This window comes from Sulfitobacter sp. G21635-S1 (genome assembly GCF_027213915.1).
Classification (GTDB): Bacteria; Pseudomonadota; Alphaproteobacteria; order Rhodobacterales; family Rhodobacteraceae; genus Sulfitobacter.
This window is the reverse complement of the sequence record NZ_JAPWGV010000023.1, coordinates 1-16,144: the sequence shown is the minus strand read 5'-3', so window position 1 is coordinate 16,144 and position 16,144 is coordinate 1. Positions and strand designations below refer to the sequence as shown.

The window sequence follows — 16,144 nt, the reverse complement described above, 5'->3', positions numbered from 1 at the left end:
ATTTCCATCAATCCAGGCGGGCCGGAAGGTATTTCACCCGGCGGATCGGAATCGACGATTCCAGCGATGCAACCCCCGGCAGCTTGGTAAGGCGGCCGGTCAGGAAGCGTTCGAATTCGGCCATGTCGCTGACCGCAATGCGCAGAAGATAGTCGAAGCTCCCGGTCATCAGCCAGCAATCGACGATCTCGGGGCAGCGCCGGATCTCGGTCTCGAAGGCGACCAGCCGGTCGTCGATCTGCCGGTCGAGCCGGACGGAGATGAAGACGCTGAACCCGTAGCCCAACCGCGCGTCGTCGATCCGGGCATTGTAGCCGGTGATATAGCCTTCGGCTTCGAGCTTGCGGATGCGGCGGGCGCAGGGCGAGGGCGAAAGACCCACCCGGTCGCTCAGCTCCTGATGGGTCAGGCGCGCATCCCGCTGCAACTCGCGCAGGAGCTTGTAGTCGATTTCGTCAAGGTCTGCGTTCATTCGTGACGGATTCCATCGCCCATTGCGGAATATGCGCTTGATATAGGCGCAGATCATCCGAATCTTCAGAAAAATTGGCAAGAAAAATCCTGGCGAAGCCTGTATCCAGAAGCGGACAGGGAGGCCGGGATGACAGACGAATCCACATATCTGAAGACCGTCGAACAGCGCCTGTTGTGGCTGTCGCATTGGATGATCCACAACGCCAACCACATCCGGCCCAAGGCGGACGGGATCAAGGTCGGCGGGCATCAGGCGTCTTCAGCCTCCATGGTGTCGATCATGACGGCGCTCTACTTTTCGGCGCTGCGCCCCGAGGATCGGGTGGCCGTCAAGCCGCACGCCTCGCCCGTCTTCCACGCAATGCACTACCTGATGGGCAATCTTTCGCGCGAAAAGATGGAGAATTTCCGCGGCTACGGCGGTGTCCAGAGCTATCCGAGCCGCACCAAGGATACCGACGACGTGGATTTCTCGACCGGGTCGGTCGGGCTGGGCGTGGCGATCACCTCCTTTGCCTCCCTCGTGCAGGACTACATCCGCGCCAAGCCCTGGGGCGCCGAGGCACCCGCGGGCCGGATGGTTGCGCTGATGGGCGATGCGGAGCTGGACGAGGGGAATATCTACGAGGCGCTTCAGGAGGGGTGGAAGAACAATCTGCGCAATTGCTGGTGGATCATCGACTACAACCGCCAGTCGCTGGACGGGATCGTGCGCGAGGGATTGTTCGAGCGGATCGAGAAGATTTTCGATGCGTTCGGCTGGGATGTGATGCGGGTGAAATACGGCCGCCTGCAACGCGCCGCCTTTGAAGAGCCCGGAGGCGATGCCCTGCGCGGCTGGATCGACCGCTGTCCCAACGCGGAATATTCCGCGCTGACCTATATGGGCGGCGCGGTCTGGCGGCGGCGACTGATGGAGGATCTGGGCGATCAGGGACCGGTCTCGGCGCTGATCGAGCGGCGGAGCGATGCCGCGCTTGCCGAGCTGATGGAGAACCTCGGCGGCAATTGCGTGCAGACCATGGCCGAGACCTTCGCCGCCATCGACCATGACCGTCCGACCTGCATCCTCGCCTATACAATCAAGGGCTGGGGCACGCCGATCGCCGGGCACAAGGACAACCATGGCGGGCTGATGACCAAGGCGCAGATGGCGGAATGGCAGGTCCGGATGGGCGTGCCCGAAGGCGCGGAGTGGGAGCCTCTCGCGGCGGTCCGCGATCCGGACGGCCTGCGCGCATTTCTTGCCCGGGTGCCGTTTTTTACCCGCTATCCGCGGCGGTTCGCCGAAGACCGGCTTGCCGTGCCGGCCATCGCGGCGCCTGCGGATCGCGAGATCTCGACCCAGACCGCCTTTGGCAAGATGCTGGGCGAACTGGCGCGGGACACCGGGCCGCTTGCCGTGCGGATCGTCACCACCTCGCCCGATGTCACCGGCACGACGAGCCTTGGCCCCTGGGTCAACCGGCGCAAGCTCTTTGCGCGCAAGGCGCAGGCCGATGCATTCATCGAGCACCGCATCCCGTCCACCGCGAAATGGGAATTCGCCCCGGAAGGCCAGCATATCGAGCTTGGCATCGCCGAGATGAACCTGTTCGTGCTGCTGGGCGCCGCGGGTCTTGCCCATTCGCTCTGGGGCAGGCGGCTGATCCCGATCGGCACGGTCTACGACCCCTTCGTGCATCGCGGCCTCGATGCGCTGAACTATGCCTGCTACCAGGATGCGCGCTTCATCATCGTCGGCACGCCGTCCGGTGTGACCCTGGCGCCCGAAGGCGGGGCGCATCAATCGGTCGGCACACCGCTGACGGGCATGGCGCAGGACGGGCTCGCGGCCTTCGAGCCCGCCTTTGCCGACGAGCTGGCGGTGATCCTGGAATGGGCGTTCGACTACCTGCAGCGCGACGGCGAGGGCGATCCGGACGAACGCACCTGGCTGCGGGACGAGACCGGCGGCTCGGTCTATCTGCGGCTGACCACGCAACCGCTGGAACAGCCCGGCAAGCGGGCCGACGACCGCTTCCGCCAGGGCGCGATCGACGGTGCCTACTGGCTGCGCGAGCCGGGTCCGAATTGCAGCGTGGTCATCGCCTATCAGGGGGCGGTCGCCGCAGAGGCCATCGCGTCCGCGGGTCTGGTGGGGGAACACCGGCGCGACATCGGGGTTCTGGCCGTGACCTCGGCCGACCGACTTGCCGCCGGCTGGACGGCGGCGCAGCGCGCCCGCGCACAGGGCAACGCCACGGCTCAAAGCCATATCGAGCGTTTGCTTGCCCTGCTTCCCGAAACCTGCCGCATTGTCACTGTGCTAGACGGGCATCCGGCGGCTTTGGCTTGGCTCGGATCGGTTGCAGGGCACCGGACGATTGTGCACGGAGTCGAGCATTTTGGCCAGACCGGCACCATCAGCGATTTGCATCGACATTTTGGAATTGATAGGATTGCGATTTCAAATTCGGTTGCAAAATTCACATATGGCCCTGATTTTTAGAGAGTTTAATAATCATCGCGGACGAGAAATGGAAACGGGAAAAGCCAGAGAAAGGGAAGCCCGGGTGCCGGGCTTGAAAGGATAGAGAGAGTCTCTTCCGGGTCCGGCGTGACAAGGACCCAGACCATGGCCAAGACCACGACCCGACCGAAACCCGCCACCTCAAAGAAGACCGGCGCCGCCGACATCCGGATGATCCCGCTCGACCAGTTGGAGCCGAGCCCGCTCAACGTCCGCAAGGTTGCAGCAAGCGCCAGCGATGACGCCGAACTCCTCGCCAGCATCCGCGAGACAGGCATCAAACAGAACCTGGTGGTTCATGCGCTGTCTGAGACACGTTTTGCGGTCGATGCGGGCGGCCGCCGCCTCAAGGCGCTGAAGCAACTCGTCGAGGAAGGTGTGATCCCCGCCGATCACCCGGTGCCCTGCCTCGTGGAGGACGAGCGCAACGCCATCCTCACCTCCGCCACCGAAAACCTCCAGCGCGCGGCGATGCACCCAGCCGACCAGTTCGAAGCCTTTGAGGCGATGATCGGCGAGGGCCGCAGCGAAGACGAGATCGCGCTGAAGTTTGGCGTCTCCGTCGACCTGGTGCGCCGTCGCCTCAAGCTCGCCCGTGTCGCGCCGGAGATCATCGAGCAGTTCCGCGCGGGCGACCTGACCCTCGAATGCGTGATGGCCTTCACGCTGACCGACGACCATGATCGCCAATTGGCGGTCTGGAACGCAGTGAAAGGCAGCTATCACATCCATCCGCAAAGCATCAAACGCCAGCTGACCGAGACAGCACATTCGGCGAACTCGGCGCTTGGTCGGTTTGTCGGCATCGAGGCCTATGAGACGGCGGGCGGCGTTCTGCTGCGCGATCTCTTCGATGATCGTGCCAGCGCCCATATGGAAAACCCCGAGCTCCTGGAGCGACTTGCCATTGAGAAGCTGCAAGCCGCGGCCAAACCTTTCGAGGCGGCTTGGAAATGGGTCGAAGTGCATCTCTCGGTGGATTACGGCGCGTTTCGCAGTTTCGGGCGGGTCTATCCGCAGGACATCGACCCCGATTCGGACCTGCTCGCTGAAGAAGAACGTCTGATTGCGCGCGAGGAAGAACTGGCGGCGCAGAATGACGGCGAGGACTGGACCGACGCTGAAACCGAAGAGTACTACGCCATCGAGCCGCGCCTGCGCGAGATCGAAGCCCTGCAGCGCGAACGGCAACCTTACGCAGACGAAGATCGCGTCATCTCAGGCGTGGTTCTGACCATCGGTCATGACGGGGCGCTGCGCGTCGAGAAAGGCCTGGTGCGGCCGGAGGACATTCCAGCGGTGCCCGAGCCCGACGAGGTCATCGCAGATGCGGACGGCGCCCCCTCCCCTGCCCGGCCACAGGTAACGCCGCCGACATCCTCGACACCGGTGCCGACCTCCGACCCTGCCGCGACTTTGCGCAAGGCGGACGGGATTTCGGCGAGCCTCGCCGACGATCTGCGGGCCACGCGTCAACACATCCTTCGGGCGCATCTGGCGGCGGATTTCGAGGTGGCGTTTGATGCGATGATCTACGCGCTCTGCGAGCAGGCTTTGGGGCGGTCCTACAACAACGAGGCGCTCGATATCTCGATCCGACCCTTCCAAGCGCAAAACCGCGAGGTGCTGCATGCGGACACCGTCGCCCAGAAGATGCTCGAGGCGCTGGAACAGGACCTCGCCACCGATTGGATGAAGCTGGAGAAGCCCGAAGACTTCCGGGCGATGTCGGCGCTGCCCATTGCCGACAAGCAGGCGCTTTTCGCCTGGGCGACGGGTTTAGCGGTTAAGCCGCAGCTCTCCTCCGACAATCGCCCCTCCCCGATCATCGAGGAGATTGGCGCACGGCTTGACGTCGATGTGGCGGCCTGCTGGCGCCCCACAGCACAAAACTACTGGGGTCGGGTCAACAAGGGTCATGCAGTTGCCACGGCGCGCAAGCTGATCGGCGACGACTACGCCGAAGATCACAATCGCGAGCGCAAGGGCGATATCGCCGCCGCGATGGAACGGGCTTTCGCGGAAACATCGGGCGAGACGGAAGGATTCAACGCCGCGACGGTTGCAAAAACGACGCGCTGGCTGCCCGAGGGGATGGTGTTTGCCGGAGCGACTGAGGCCGACGCCAAAATGATTGGCGATGCGCCCGAGGCGGAGGAAGGCGACGTGCCCGCCGCAGACGCTGTGGCCGAGGCGGAGAGTGATGAACCGCCGTCCTTGCCCGCCTTCCTCAGCGAGGATGCAGCCTGACGAAGCAAACATCGGTCTGATTACCACATGAACTTTGGGCCGTCCTCACATCGAGGGCGGCCCTTTCCGGCTGGCGGGTTGCCTACAGCCGATATCGGATCGGCTGGCCCGTCCCGGAGATATCCCATGACCACCATCCTCGACCTCGATCCCGTCAAGGAAGCCGAACGCATTGCCGCGCAGAACGATGCGTTTCGACGTTCCATCCTCGGCACTACGCCTGTCACCGATGCCCCGCAGGGCCAGTTCGTGATGACACGCGGCGTCGCGGCACTTGGACCCGACGCCCAACTGGATCTCACCCGTCGTGTTGCCGCCTTCGACGGGTTCAATGCCGACAGCGACCCGCAGGGATGGCACGAAATGGGTGTCATCGACCTCGATGGTACGACAGTCTGGTTCAAACTCGACCTCTATGATGTCGACTACACGTACGGCTCGCCTGAACCTTCCGACCCCGGACAGACGCGCCGGGTTCTGACCCTGCTTCTGCCGTCAGAATACTGACGACCCCTCTTCCCCCAAACCTGGCCCTGGACCGCCCTTGCACAAAGGGCGGTCCTTTCGGGCTGGCGGGTTCCATGGGGCGCGATGGTTGCGTCCCGCCCGCCGCAGGAGACCAGAGATGGCCAAGACACTCGACTACCAGATCACCCTCTACCCCGCGCATCGCGATGGCGCCTTCGTTGTTACCGAGTTCCAGATGCTGGGGAGCTACCCCGAAAAGCGCATCCAGGCCGCTGGCATGGATGACCTGATCGACAAGGTGACGCAGTTCGCAATGGAGCATGGTGAGAGTTGCAGCGCTTCGGTGCGTTGCCTCGCGCCGCGCAAACCGCCGGGGTTCAAGCGCGCGACCGAGAACCTCTATTTCAACCTGGTTGACCGGACGGCCGAGAAACGCGGCGACGCTGCGGCCTGAAGCCCTCACGCGGGAAACCTCCGGGGCGGCCTCGCGTAACGGTCGCCCTCCCCTCCCCCAATTCCAAAGGACCAAAAACATGACACAAGCGACTGATTTCTATGCGCAGATGCTCGAATCCCAGAGACACGCTGCCGAACAGCGGGTCGAGACCCGCGCGGCACTTCTCACCGAGCTGCGCGCCCTCGGCGTGACCAGCATCGAGGTGCAATACGAAGGCTACGGCGATTCCGGCAATGTCGAGGACGTTGTCGTGACGCCTGACGCGATCATCCTCACGGAAGAACTACGGCGCCGCGTCGAAGACTTCGGCTGGGACTTCGCCTATGCGCTGAGTCCCGGCTTCGAGAACAACGAAGGCGGCTATGGCGAACTGACCTGGGCGCTCGAGGCAGACAAGATCGATGTCAGCCACTCGAACCGCTATATTGAGACCAACACCACCGAACACGAGGGGCTCTGACATGGCACATCCCCTCCATCACGCAGAAAGCTCAGCCCGAAAGTTCGGCGGCGTTCCAGATGATTATCAGTTCGTGCATGACTGGTTCGACTCATCCAAAGAGCACCTGGCCCTCTTTGTCCACCGAGCATACCGCCATCATACGGCCGGAATCTATGATGCCCAACGGATCTTCGGACACAGCCTGACCAACAGCGCAGGCCGGGTCGTCCCGATCCGCTGGATTGGCGAGCAGCATGTGCGCGAAGACTGCCAGGGGCGGATCCCGTCGCTGGCGGACTGGCTCGGACGCATACAGCCGGAGCCGTGGATGGCCAATGGCCGGATCGACAACGACCCGACGCAGATCGGTCGCGATCCGCGCGCGGTCTGGATCGAGGCGGTGGTGGGTCACCAGACCATTCTCGGTTTCGAAGACTGGCTTTTGAAGGTCTCTGTCGAGCACGTCCAGCATCGTCAGAACCGCGCTGCCGCCTGATCCGCCGGTCGGCAAACTCGCCAACCATCTGACCACATCCAAATCGACCCGCCTGCTCCTTAACCGGCCAAGCGGGTCGATTGCATTTCAAGAAAGGAAATCGATATGCAAGACCTCGTCTATGAGGAGGCCTACCAAGGCCACATCATCAAGATCTACCATGACCCGGATGCTGAAAGCCCACGGGAGTGGTCCAACCTCGGCACGCTCATCTGCTGGCATCGGCGCTATCGGCTGGGTGACAGCCATCAGTTCGAAAGCCCCGAGGCGTTCCTGCGCGATCTTGCCGATGTTTCGGATCAGAGCGACCTTTCAATGGACCAGCTGCGCGAGCGCGCCGAACGCAAGTCCGTCCTTTTGCCCGTGTTTCTTTATGATCATTCCGGGCTCGCCATGAACACCATCGGATTCCACTGCCCGTGGGACTCCGGCCAGGTCGGCTTCGTCTACGCGACGAGAGAAGCAGTCCGGAAAGAGTTCGGTGTGAAACGTGTCACCAAGGCGCTGCGTGAAAAGGCTGAAGACATCCTGCGCGGCGAAATCGTCACCTACGATGCTTATATTGGCGGTCGGGTCTATGGATATGTAATTGAGCAGGACGGCGAGGAGGTCGACGCTTGTTGGGGGTTCGTCGGTGACTATGAGACCGGCTGTTTGTCCGAAGCGCGGGAGGCGGTGCCCACATCTTCGCCGGGTCAAACACGCGAGTCCGCTGCCGCTCAAGCGCGGGCTCACGCTTAGGAACCGGCACAGATGGCATACGCTCCCTTTCTTGCGGGAATCCCAATCGGCCTCGCATTGCTGCAATGCAGAAATATCATGGCCCGGTTATTGTGCGGTCGCAGCATGACCACTATGTTTCGAATGTGATCGGTTCTCTCCTCCTCCCTGAACCGATCCGGAATAATCGGCGGCATCCACCTCCTCCCGGATGCCGCCTTTTTCTTTTTCAAAGATCTTCCTGAAGGTTGTCCAAGTTTTGTCAGCAGCCGCTCGGTGGACGACGTAGCCGTTTCGGATGCGCAGGCCCCAAACCGCCCAAAACTTTGGCGAGCTGGTAATACGTTAAGTTGACAAGGACTTCCGCGACAGCGCCCACAGACCCATCCCCAGATTCTGGGGATAAGTTACCGCTGCCGGAGCGGAGATCAGCAATCCCATGAAAGAGCGAGAGGCAGGGCGGGAGGGGTGACCCCTCCCGGGCGAGAGAGTGCGCGCGGGGCTTGGGGCCAACCCTAAACCCCGGAGATTGCCGATGAACGCTCACCCCCATTCCGTCCCGCTTGCGCCCGAGGCCCTTGCCCTGCCGGAACCCTCGCGCTTCGCCCAAAACCTGATGCAGGCTGCGAAAACCCTTGTGCCGCAGTTCGAGGCGGGCTGCCCCATCGACGCCGCCGCCCTTCGCGCCGCGATGGAGGAGGCCTTCGGGGCCAGCGACACCAGCGGCACCTGGGTCTGGAAAGACGCCTACGAGGTCGCCGAGATCGCCCAGATCCTGGTGCTTTCGCGCTACGGTGCGCTTATGCAGCGCCAGGCGGCCTCGCCGCAGGCCTTCTTCACCATGATCGAGCGTCTCGCCGCTCTGGCGCCGTCGCACACGCGGCGCTCTGAGGACAGCGTCCGTCTGCAACAATTCTCGACCCCTCTGCCTCTTGCGGCCATTGTTGCGCAGGCGGCGGGGTTTCGGGATGCCGACCTGGTGCTCGAGCCCTCGGCCGGAACCGGCATGCTGGCGATCTTCGCCCGGATTGCAGGTGCTCGGCTGGCGCTGAACGAGCTTGCGGAAACTCGCCGCGCCCTGCTGGAACACATGTTTCCGGATGCTGTCCTTTCTGATCACGATGCTGCGTCGATCGACGACCGCCTCGACCGCTCGATCGCGCCCTCAGTCATCGTAATGAATCCGCCGTTTTCGGCTGCGAACCATGTCGAGGGTCGGTTCCGGCAGGCCACCAGCCAGCATGTCCTGTCCGCCCTGGCACGCCTCGCGCCGGGTGGGCGTCTCGTCGTCATCACCGGCGAAAGCTTCCGCCCCTCCACGAAATCCTTCCAGTCGACGTTTCAGCGGATCGGTCGGAGCGCCGATGTGGTGTTTTCCGCTGCGATCGACGGCAAGGTCTTCGCGCGGCATGGCACCACGATCGACACGCGGCTGACGGTGATCGACAAGCGCCCGGCTGGCGCCGGAGTAACTGCACCGGTCGAGAGCGAGGCGGCCTATCATCTGCTCTGCACGACCACGGGTGATCTTCTCACTGCGGTGCTGACTCATTGTCCCGAGCGCTGCAGCCCCCCGCCCTGCCCCACCAGCGCGGCTTTGGCGGTGCCGAAACCCGCTGCGCGGACCAACCTGCACGCCCTGCGCAACGCCGCCCGCCAGGAAACCCGCGCCCTCGCCGAAGAACGCGCGAGGCATCCGTTTGACGACATCGAGACGGCACCGCTCGACTACCTGCCAAAAGCCTGGAGCGAACCCGAGGGCACGCTGCAGGACACGGTCTACGAGGCCTATGACCTTCAGGCGATCCGGATAGACGGCGCGGCGGTGCATCCGACCGCACTTGTCCAATCCGCCGCCATGGCATCGGTCCCGCCGCCCGTGCCGACCTACCAGCCCCTTCTGCCGAAAGCCCTCGTCGCTGACGGCCTTCTCTCCGCGCCGCAGCTGGAAAGTGTCATCTATGCTGGCAATGCCCACGAGACACATCTCAAAGGCTGGTTCAAGCACAGTGAGATCGAAGGCCAGCTGATGGCGGCCACTGAGAGCGACGAGGGTTCCTTCCGTTTTCGCAAGGGCTGGTTCCTTGGCGATGGCACCGGCTGCGGCAAGGGGCGGCAGGTCGCGGGCATCATCCTCGACAACTGGCTCAAAGGGCGCCGCCGCGCGGTCTGGGTGTCAAAAAGCGACAAGCTCATCGAAGATGCGCGTCGCGACTGGATGGCGCTCGGGGGTCGTGAAAGCGATATCGTGCCGCTCTCGAAATTCCGCCAGGGAAGCGACATCAGGCTACCCGAGGGCATCCTCTTCGTCACTTACGCCACGCTACGCTCGGCCGAACGCGAGGGCAAGGCCTCCCGCCTCGACCAGGTCACGGCCTGGCTCGGTGAGGGGTTCGACGGGGTCATCGCGTTCGACGAAAGCCACGCCATGGCGAATGCCGCAGGCGAAAAGTCCGACCGCGGCGACAAAAGGGCCTCCCAACAGGGTCTTGCGGGCCTCGCGCTGCAAAACGCCGTTCCCGATGCCCGCGTGCTCTACGTTTCGGCCACTGGGGCGACGGTCGTCGGCAATCTCGCTTATGCGTCCCGTCTTGGCCTTTGGGGCACCGGGGATTTCCCCTTCGTAACGCGGGCCGAGTTCGTTGCCGCGATGGAGGCCGGGGGCATCGCCGCCATGGAGATGATCTCGCGCGACCTGAAGGCGCTCGGTCTCTATCTGGCGCGATCGCTCTCCTATGCCGGGGTTGAATACGAGATGCTGGTCCATGAGCTGACGCCTGCCCAGGTCGCGATCTATGACAGCTATGCCGAAGCCTATCAGATTATCCACACCAACTTGGAGGCGGCCCTTCAGGCCTCGGGTATTTCCTCCGAGACCGGTACGCTGAACCCCCAGGCGAAATCCGCCGCGCGCTCGGCCTTCGAGAGCAATAAGCAGCGCTTCTTCAACCATCTCATCACCGCCATGAAATGCCCCTCCCTGATCCGTTCGATCGAGGCGGACCTGGCGGCGGGGCATTCGGCCGTGATCCAGGTGGTCTCGACCAGCGAGGCAGTGATGGAACGGCGCCTCGAAGAGATCCCGCCTTCGGAGTGGGACGACCTGCAGGTCGATTTTACGCCGAGGGAGAACATCATGGACTACCTGATGCACTCCTTCCCGACTCAGCTCTTTGAGCCTTACACCGACGAGAACGGGGACCTGCGCTCGCGCCCCGCCCTCGATGGCGATGGCAATCCGATCATTTGCCGTGAGGCGGAGCGGCGGCGGGACGATCTTGTTGAGCATCTTGGGGCGCTCGCCCCGGTGCAAGGCGCGCTCGACCAGATCCTCTGGCATTTCGGCGGGGAGGCGGTGGCCGAGGTCACGGGGCGCAAACGGCGCATCGTGAAGACGCGTGAGGGGCGGCTCAAGGTCGAGAACCGTCCCGCCTCGTCCAACCTCGGTGAAACCCAGGCCTTCATGGATGATGCCAAGCGCATCCTGATATTCTCTGATGCCGGCGGTACCGGTCGCAGCTACCACGCCGATCTCGGGGCAAAGAACCAACGCCTTCGGGTGCATTACCTCCTTGAGCCTGGCTGGAAGGCAGACAATGCAATTCAGGGGCTCGGGCGCACCAACCGCACCAACCAGGCACAGCCGCCGCTCTTTCGCCCCGTGGCGACAGACGTGAAGGGCGAGAAACGGTTTCTCTCCACCATCGCCCGCCGTCTCGACACGCTTGGGGCCATCACCAAGGGGCAACGCGAGACCGGTGGGCAGAACATGTTCCGCGCCGAAGACAACCTCGAGAGCCCCTACGCCCGCGCGGCGCTGCGGCAATTCTTCTACAAGCTGCGCGCGGGCAAGATCGATGCCTGCTCCTACGCGAAGTTTCAGGAGATGACCGGTCTGACGCTCGATGAGGCGGATGGCACCATGAAAGAAAACCTGCCGCCGATCCAGCAGTTCCTGAACCGCTGCCTCGCGCTCCGGATCGACATGCAGGACGCGATTTTTGAGGCCTTCGGCGGGTTTCTTTCGGCCATCATCGAGGACGCTCGGCAGGCGGGCACGCTCGATGTCGGCCTTGAGACGCTCAAGGCGGAGAAATTCGAGATTGTCGACCGCAAGGTCATCTTCGAGCACGAGGCGACGGGGGCGACGGCCACCGCCCTGACCGTAGAGCGCACGGATCGAAACGATCCGCTGACCTTGCCGCGGGTCAAACAGATCTGCGCCGACACAAAGGGCGCGACGCTGTGCTGGAACAAGACTTCCAAGCGTGCAGCACTCATGGTGAATGCGTCGGCTTTCATGGACGAGGATGGCGCGCCAATCCTTCGGGTGAAGCTCCTGCGTCCCATGACGACCGAGATCCTCGTGCTTTCCGAGTTCTCGAAATCGCACTGGGAAGAGATCGATGATGCGATGTTCGAACAGCTCTGGCAGGCCGAGGTAGACGCAGTGCCGGAGTTCACCACCTCGAAGATCACGCTGATCTGCGGGCTTCTTCTGCCAATCTGGGATCGCCTGCCCGCCGACAACATGCGCATCTATCGCCTTCAGACCGAAGACGGGGAGCGCGCCATCGGCCGTCTTGTCAGTCAGGAGCAGCTTCTCAATGTCTACGCGCGGCTCGGGCTCGACTGCCAGATCGAGATGACGCCGCAGGAGGTCTTTACGACCGTGATGGAGGCCAGGACAAGTCTAAGCCTGCTCGGCGGCTACCAGCTGCGCCGGTCGTTGGTCATGGGCCAGCCGAGGCTTGAATTGATTGGAGCGTCGGGCACGGCCCTCCCCGGTCTGAAGGCCCTGGGCTGTTTCACCGAGGTGATCCAGTGGAAGACGCGTGTGTTTATCCCGGTGGACGGTACCGAGGTTCTGGCGCGTGTGCTCGCCGAGCATCCCGTTGGCGCCAGCGCCGCGGATGCCGCCGCATGAGCGCGCGGCGCAGCATCGCAGACCTCTCGGCCGATCTGGCAGATCGTGCCGAGAGTTTCTGCCGCCAGTATTTCCCCGAGGGGCGCATGCAGGGCAATTATTGGCAGGTTGGCGATACCTCGGGGGCCAAGGGCCAGAGTCTCGCCATCCGCCTGCAAGCTCAAGGTGGGCGTAAAGCCGGGTCCTGGACCGACTATGCGACGGGTGAATTTGGCGATCTGATCGATCTGCTGCATGAACGGCTTGGGTCGGTCACGCTGAAGGAAACGCTGCGGGAAGCTCGGTCCTTCCTCGGCGAGGCCCCCTGCCCTGCCGTGCCGCGAGACACCCAAACCGGTGAGCAACCAGATGCCGCCTCGAGCAAGCGCATCGCGCGGGCGCGCAAACTCTTTGCCGCGGGCAAGCCGGTGCTTGGCACACTGGCTGCCACCTATCTGCAAGGGCGCGGGACTACACGGCTGGGTCCTGCCCTCCGTTATCACCCGCGGGTCTTCCTGCGGCAGGGCGAGGACGATCCCGATCCGCCGCAAAGGGCCCCTGCCCTGCTCGCCAAGATCACCGACAATCGGGGCCAGATCACCGGCTGCGCAAGAGTTTTTCTCGACTCGTCCACCGGCGGTTTGGCCGGGATCGAGAGCCCGAAACGGATCCTCGGGCAGCTGCACGGCCATGCCATTCGCTTCTGGTCCGGCTCACCTCGCAGCGATCTCATCGTCGGCGAAGGGCTCGAGAACACCCTCTCGGTTGGCACCGCTCTCCCGGAGTTCGATCTCGCCTCCTGTCTCACCGCCAGCCATCTCGGCCTCTTCATTCCGCCGCCGGGGATCAAGCGTATCTGGATCGCGCGGGACAATGACGAAGCTGGACGTAACGCATCAAAGAGACTGCGTAACCAACTGGAATCGCGTGGAATTACCTGTGGTGAACTCGTGCCGAGCATGTGCGATTTCAACGACGATCTGCGGGCATTCGGCAGAGATGCGCTGCGTCGGTCCCTGTTAGGGGCCGCGAAAGCACAAGGTCTGGAGATCGAGGACGGGTGACCGCTAACCTTCTCGAAGATGCCTGACTGGGCCAAGGTTCCGCCGGTTCGATCTGATCCCGTTTGGATAAGGGGAGCGATGGACCAGCGGGTCGGGGCTGAGTGCCCCTCGCCCGGGCAGCAATGCGCCCGCTACCCAGAAAATTCCCCTGCCCCTTCGGGCCATTCCTCGCGGGGACAATTTTCCGGCCCGGGGCGCATTCTCCGCTGCGCTCCGATCCTGACGGATGCGGCCCGGTCGCCGCCGGTCCTGTTATCGCCCCATCCAAATCGGGTCAGATCAAACAGAGGAACCAGACAATGCCACATCAGACAGACATCCAAGAGGAAACCAGCGTGACCTCCGCCATCCTCGACCACCTCGCACTTCACGGCGCAACGCCCGGGCCCGGCGAGACCGATCATCGCCCCCTGCCCCAGCCGGACGAGGTCGAGCTCGCCATGGCGACGCTTTTCGACACCACCATCGGCCTCCTCATCGGCAGCCAGTTGGAAGACAATCTTGAAGAGATGCTCTGGTCCCTCACCTCGATCTTCCATCGCCGGCTGACCCATATCCAGAAGCTCCTCGATGACAACGAATTCGAGGTCCGGGAGAGTCTGTCGATCCAGGACGGCTCCGAGGTCGCCTCGGTTGAGCTCGAGCGCCTCCAGTTGATCGGGCTCAAGCTCTGGGACCATCGCGACGCTTTCGAGCAGATGCGCGATCTGGCCGTGGACCACTTCTCGGCCAACACCGGCTCGCCCTGGCTGCCCCGCACCGGATCCAAGGTCTCGCATCGCGGTCTCACCTCCGCGGTGGTGGACAGCCGGGCCTATCTCTCGGCCAAGCGCCGCAAGGAGACCGAGGTGCACTGCCCCGAAGGCACGCGGATCGCGTTTTCGGGCGGGGACTATCAGGCCTACGATCTGATCTGGTCCGTTCTCGATGCCACCCACGCCAAATACCCCGACATGGTGCTGCTGCACGGTGGTACGCCCAAAGGTGCAGAAATGATCGCGGCCCGTTGGGCAGATACCCGTGGTGTCACCCAGGTGGTCTTCAAGCCCGACTGGAAGAGCCACGGCAAGGCAGCCCCCTTCAAGCGCAACGACAAGATGCTCGATACCATGCCCCAAGGTCTGATCGCCACGCCCGGTTCGGGCATCACCGAGAACATCGTCGACAAGGCCCGCAAGCTCGGGATTCGCATCAAGAGGATCGGGGCTTAGGCCCCGGTTCTACCATGACATCAGTCAGAGCGCCCTGTGCGGTTCGCTCTATGAGTTTACAGGGGTGCCATTTCTGCGGGATTTGGTTCGACAGACTGCTGAGTGTGTGGATGAGTATTTCTATCTGGTCGCTGTCGCGGGCCTTCCTGAAGCCTCGTGACGCTCTCGTCGTCCCGCGATCAGCGGGATGTTTGCCGAAAGGCACCCCATGTCGGCCAGGAAACTGACCAATCCGATGATCGTCTTGAACTCGCGCAACTTGAAGACGCTACGGCTCGTGACAAGCATCTTCGCATCCTGGCCATCCTTCGTCACCGCGTGCACGCCCCAGGAGCCATACCAACTGTTGTGGCGCTTCTCGGCAGTCTGGTTGCAGATCGCTTCGATGAGGTAGCCATCTGAGAGCAGATCGCGCAGGCCATCTTCAGTGACCACGTTCGGTGTTGCGCCGTCCAACAGCTGATCCTTTTCACTTATGCAGACGCGTATCGGGATTGGAGCGGACCCGAGCTTTTGCCTGATCTTCCGAGTCGCATGCGTCGTTTGCTCAGTTTCGCGATGCCATTCGGGACATCCTCGAAGTTCGCAACGCGGCCCGGGCTAATGCCGTCGGGGACAGATGCGCATGTCCTCGCCCTGGCATTTCATCTTCTTCAGCCTGTCAGATCACTTTCTGCTTGAGGTCCCTGTGAGTCGGCCGAGGAACTGAAAACGAGCCGGTGTTGCGTTGCGAAGGGTCCTGGTGTGTATCGAGAGATCAGGTGTGACTGTGCAAGGATCGCTTCGGCGTTGCTGGCTATCGGCTGTTCCCCTACCTTCCTTCGCGGCCACCGCACTTCTCCTTTTGTCTGAGTTGCATGACATGCCGGTCGCAGCTGTCGTCCCGTCCACAAAGGTTGTCGCCGATCTTTTTCCCCTGACCCTCCGGGTCATTCCTCGCAAGGCAAAAAGACCGGCGCCTGCCCCTCTCCGCTGCGCTTCGCCTTCGGTGTGGCCGGGCCTTGGCCAGCTGCAAGGTGACCATCATTGCAACGCAAACAAGGAGAAGAGCAATGACCACGAACTGCATCAAATTCACCAGCGCCGACATCGAAACCGCCAAGGGCGTCGGCTCCATCTCGACCCTGACCTTCGACCTCGACAT

Annotated in this window: 12 protein-coding genes; 10 read left to right on the top strand and 2 right to left on the bottom strand. The window is 63.0% G+C overall.

All coding sequences use genetic code 11. The annotated features are described in order from the left end of the window. Positions 1–7: 7 nt before the first annotated feature. Positions 8–472, bottom strand: a complete 465-nt coding sequence (locus tag O4H53_RS19695; protein WP_269366520.1) for an Lrp/AsnC family transcriptional regulator — start codon at positions 470–472, stop codon at positions 8–10. Positions 473–601: 129 nt separating this feature from the next. Here O4H53_RS19695 and O4H53_RS19690 point away from each other — a divergent pair, with 129 nt between their 5' ends. From O4H53_RS19690 to O4H53_RS19645, 10 genes are all read left to right on the top strand, one after another. Continuing rightward, on the top strand, positions 602–2,965 hold the full coding sequence (locus O4H53_RS19690) for a 1-deoxy-D-xylulose-5-phosphate synthase N-terminal domain-containing protein (RefSeq protein ID WP_269366518.1): 2,364 nt from the start codon (positions 602–604) through the stop codon (positions 2,963–2,965). A gap of 126 nt (positions 2,966–3,091) precedes the next feature. Further along, positions 3,092–5,236, top strand: coding sequence for a ParB/RepB/Spo0J family partition protein (locus tag O4H53_RS19685; RefSeq protein WP_269366516.1), 2,145 nt, complete (start codon positions 3,092–3,094; stop codon positions 5,234–5,236). 126 nt (positions 5,237–5,362) lie between these two features. Then, entirely contained in the window at positions 5,363–5,743 is a 381-nt protein-coding gene (locus O4H53_RS19680) for a DUF3768 domain-containing protein (RefSeq protein ID WP_269366514.1), read from the top strand. 118 nt (positions 5,744–5,861) lie between these two features. Beyond that, positions 5,862–6,158, top strand: a complete 297-nt coding sequence (locus O4H53_RS19675; RefSeq protein WP_269366512.1) for a hypothetical protein — start codon at positions 5,862–5,864, stop codon at positions 6,156–6,158. 79 nt (positions 6,159–6,237) lie between these two features. Beyond that, complete coding sequence (locus O4H53_RS19670; protein WP_269366511.1) at positions 6,238–6,621, top strand: DUF6878 family protein; 384 nt, start codon at positions 6,238–6,240, stop codon at positions 6,619–6,621. Between the two features lies 1 nt (position 6,622). Then, a complete protein-coding gene (locus O4H53_RS19665) occupies positions 6,623–7,099 on the top strand; it encodes a DUF6915 family protein (protein WP_269366510.1) in 477 nt (158 codons plus the stop codon). A 105-nt stretch (positions 7,100–7,204) separates the two neighbouring features. After that, complete coding sequence (locus tag O4H53_RS19660; RefSeq protein WP_269366509.1) at positions 7,205–7,840, top strand: hypothetical protein; 636 nt, start codon at positions 7,205–7,207, stop codon at positions 7,838–7,840. Positions 7,841–8,354: 514 nt separating this feature from the next. Beyond that, positions 8,355–12,746: a strawberry notch-like NTP hydrolase domain-containing protein gene (locus O4H53_RS19655; RefSeq protein WP_269366508.1), complete on the top strand. Its 4,392-nt coding sequence runs from the start codon at positions 8,355–8,357 to the stop codon at positions 12,744–12,746. Further along, entirely contained in the window at positions 12,743–13,789 is a 1,047-nt protein-coding gene (locus O4H53_RS19650) for a DUF7146 domain-containing protein (RefSeq protein ID WP_269366507.1), read from the top strand. The genes O4H53_RS19655 and O4H53_RS19650 overlap by 4 nt, the downstream gene beginning before the upstream one ends. Before the next feature lie 299 nt (positions 13,790–14,088). After that, positions 14,089–15,000, top strand: coding sequence for a DUF2493 domain-containing protein (locus tag O4H53_RS19645; RefSeq protein WP_269366506.1), 912 nt, complete (start codon positions 14,089–14,091; stop codon positions 14,998–15,000). Positions 15,001–15,120: 120 nt separating this feature from the next. Here the strand turns inward: O4H53_RS19645 and O4H53_RS19640 are convergent, their stop codons facing one another. After that, on the bottom strand, positions 15,121–15,456 hold the full coding sequence (locus O4H53_RS19640) for a hypothetical protein (RefSeq protein WP_269366505.1): 336 nt from the start codon (positions 15,454–15,456) through the stop codon (positions 15,121–15,123). Positions 15,457–16,144 lie beyond the last annotated feature (688 nt).

Excerpts from the sequence above, each read along its gene's own strand:
- O4H53_RS19695 (WP_269366520.1), bottom strand. The coding sequence starts at position 472 with ATGAACGCAGACCTTGACGAAATCGACTACAAGCTCCTGCGCGAGTTG.
- O4H53_RS19690 (WP_269366518.1), top strand. The coding sequence starts at position 602 with ATGACAGACGAATCCACATATCTGAAGACCGTCGAACAGCGCCTGTTG.
- O4H53_RS19685 (WP_269366516.1), top strand. The coding sequence starts at position 3,092 with ATGGCCAAGACCACGACCCGACCGAAACCCGCCACCTCAAAGAAGACC.
- O4H53_RS19680 (WP_269366514.1), top strand. The coding sequence starts at position 5,363 with ATGACCACCATCCTCGACCTCGATCCCGTCAAGGAAGCCGAACGCATT.
- O4H53_RS19675 (WP_269366512.1), top strand. The coding sequence starts at position 5,862 with ATGGCCAAGACACTCGACTACCAGATCACCCTCTACCCCGCGCATCGC.
- O4H53_RS19670 (WP_269366511.1), top strand. The coding sequence starts at position 6,238 with ATGACACAAGCGACTGATTTCTATGCGCAGATGCTCGAATCCCAGAGA.
- O4H53_RS19665 (WP_269366510.1), top strand. The coding sequence starts at position 6,623 with ATGGCACATCCCCTCCATCACGCAGAAAGCTCAGCCCGAAAGTTCGGC.
- O4H53_RS19660 (WP_269366509.1), top strand. The coding sequence starts at position 7,205 with ATGCAAGACCTCGTCTATGAGGAGGCCTACCAAGGCCACATCATCAAG.
- O4H53_RS19655 (WP_269366508.1), top strand. The coding sequence starts at position 8,355 with ATGAACGCTCACCCCCATTCCGTCCCGCTTGCGCCCGAGGCCCTTGCC.
- O4H53_RS19650 (WP_269366507.1), top strand. The coding sequence starts at position 12,743 with ATGAGCGCGCGGCGCAGCATCGCAGACCTCTCGGCCGATCTGGCAGAT.
- O4H53_RS19645 (WP_269366506.1), top strand. The coding sequence starts at position 14,089 with ATGCCACATCAGACAGACATCCAAGAGGAAACCAGCGTGACCTCCGCC.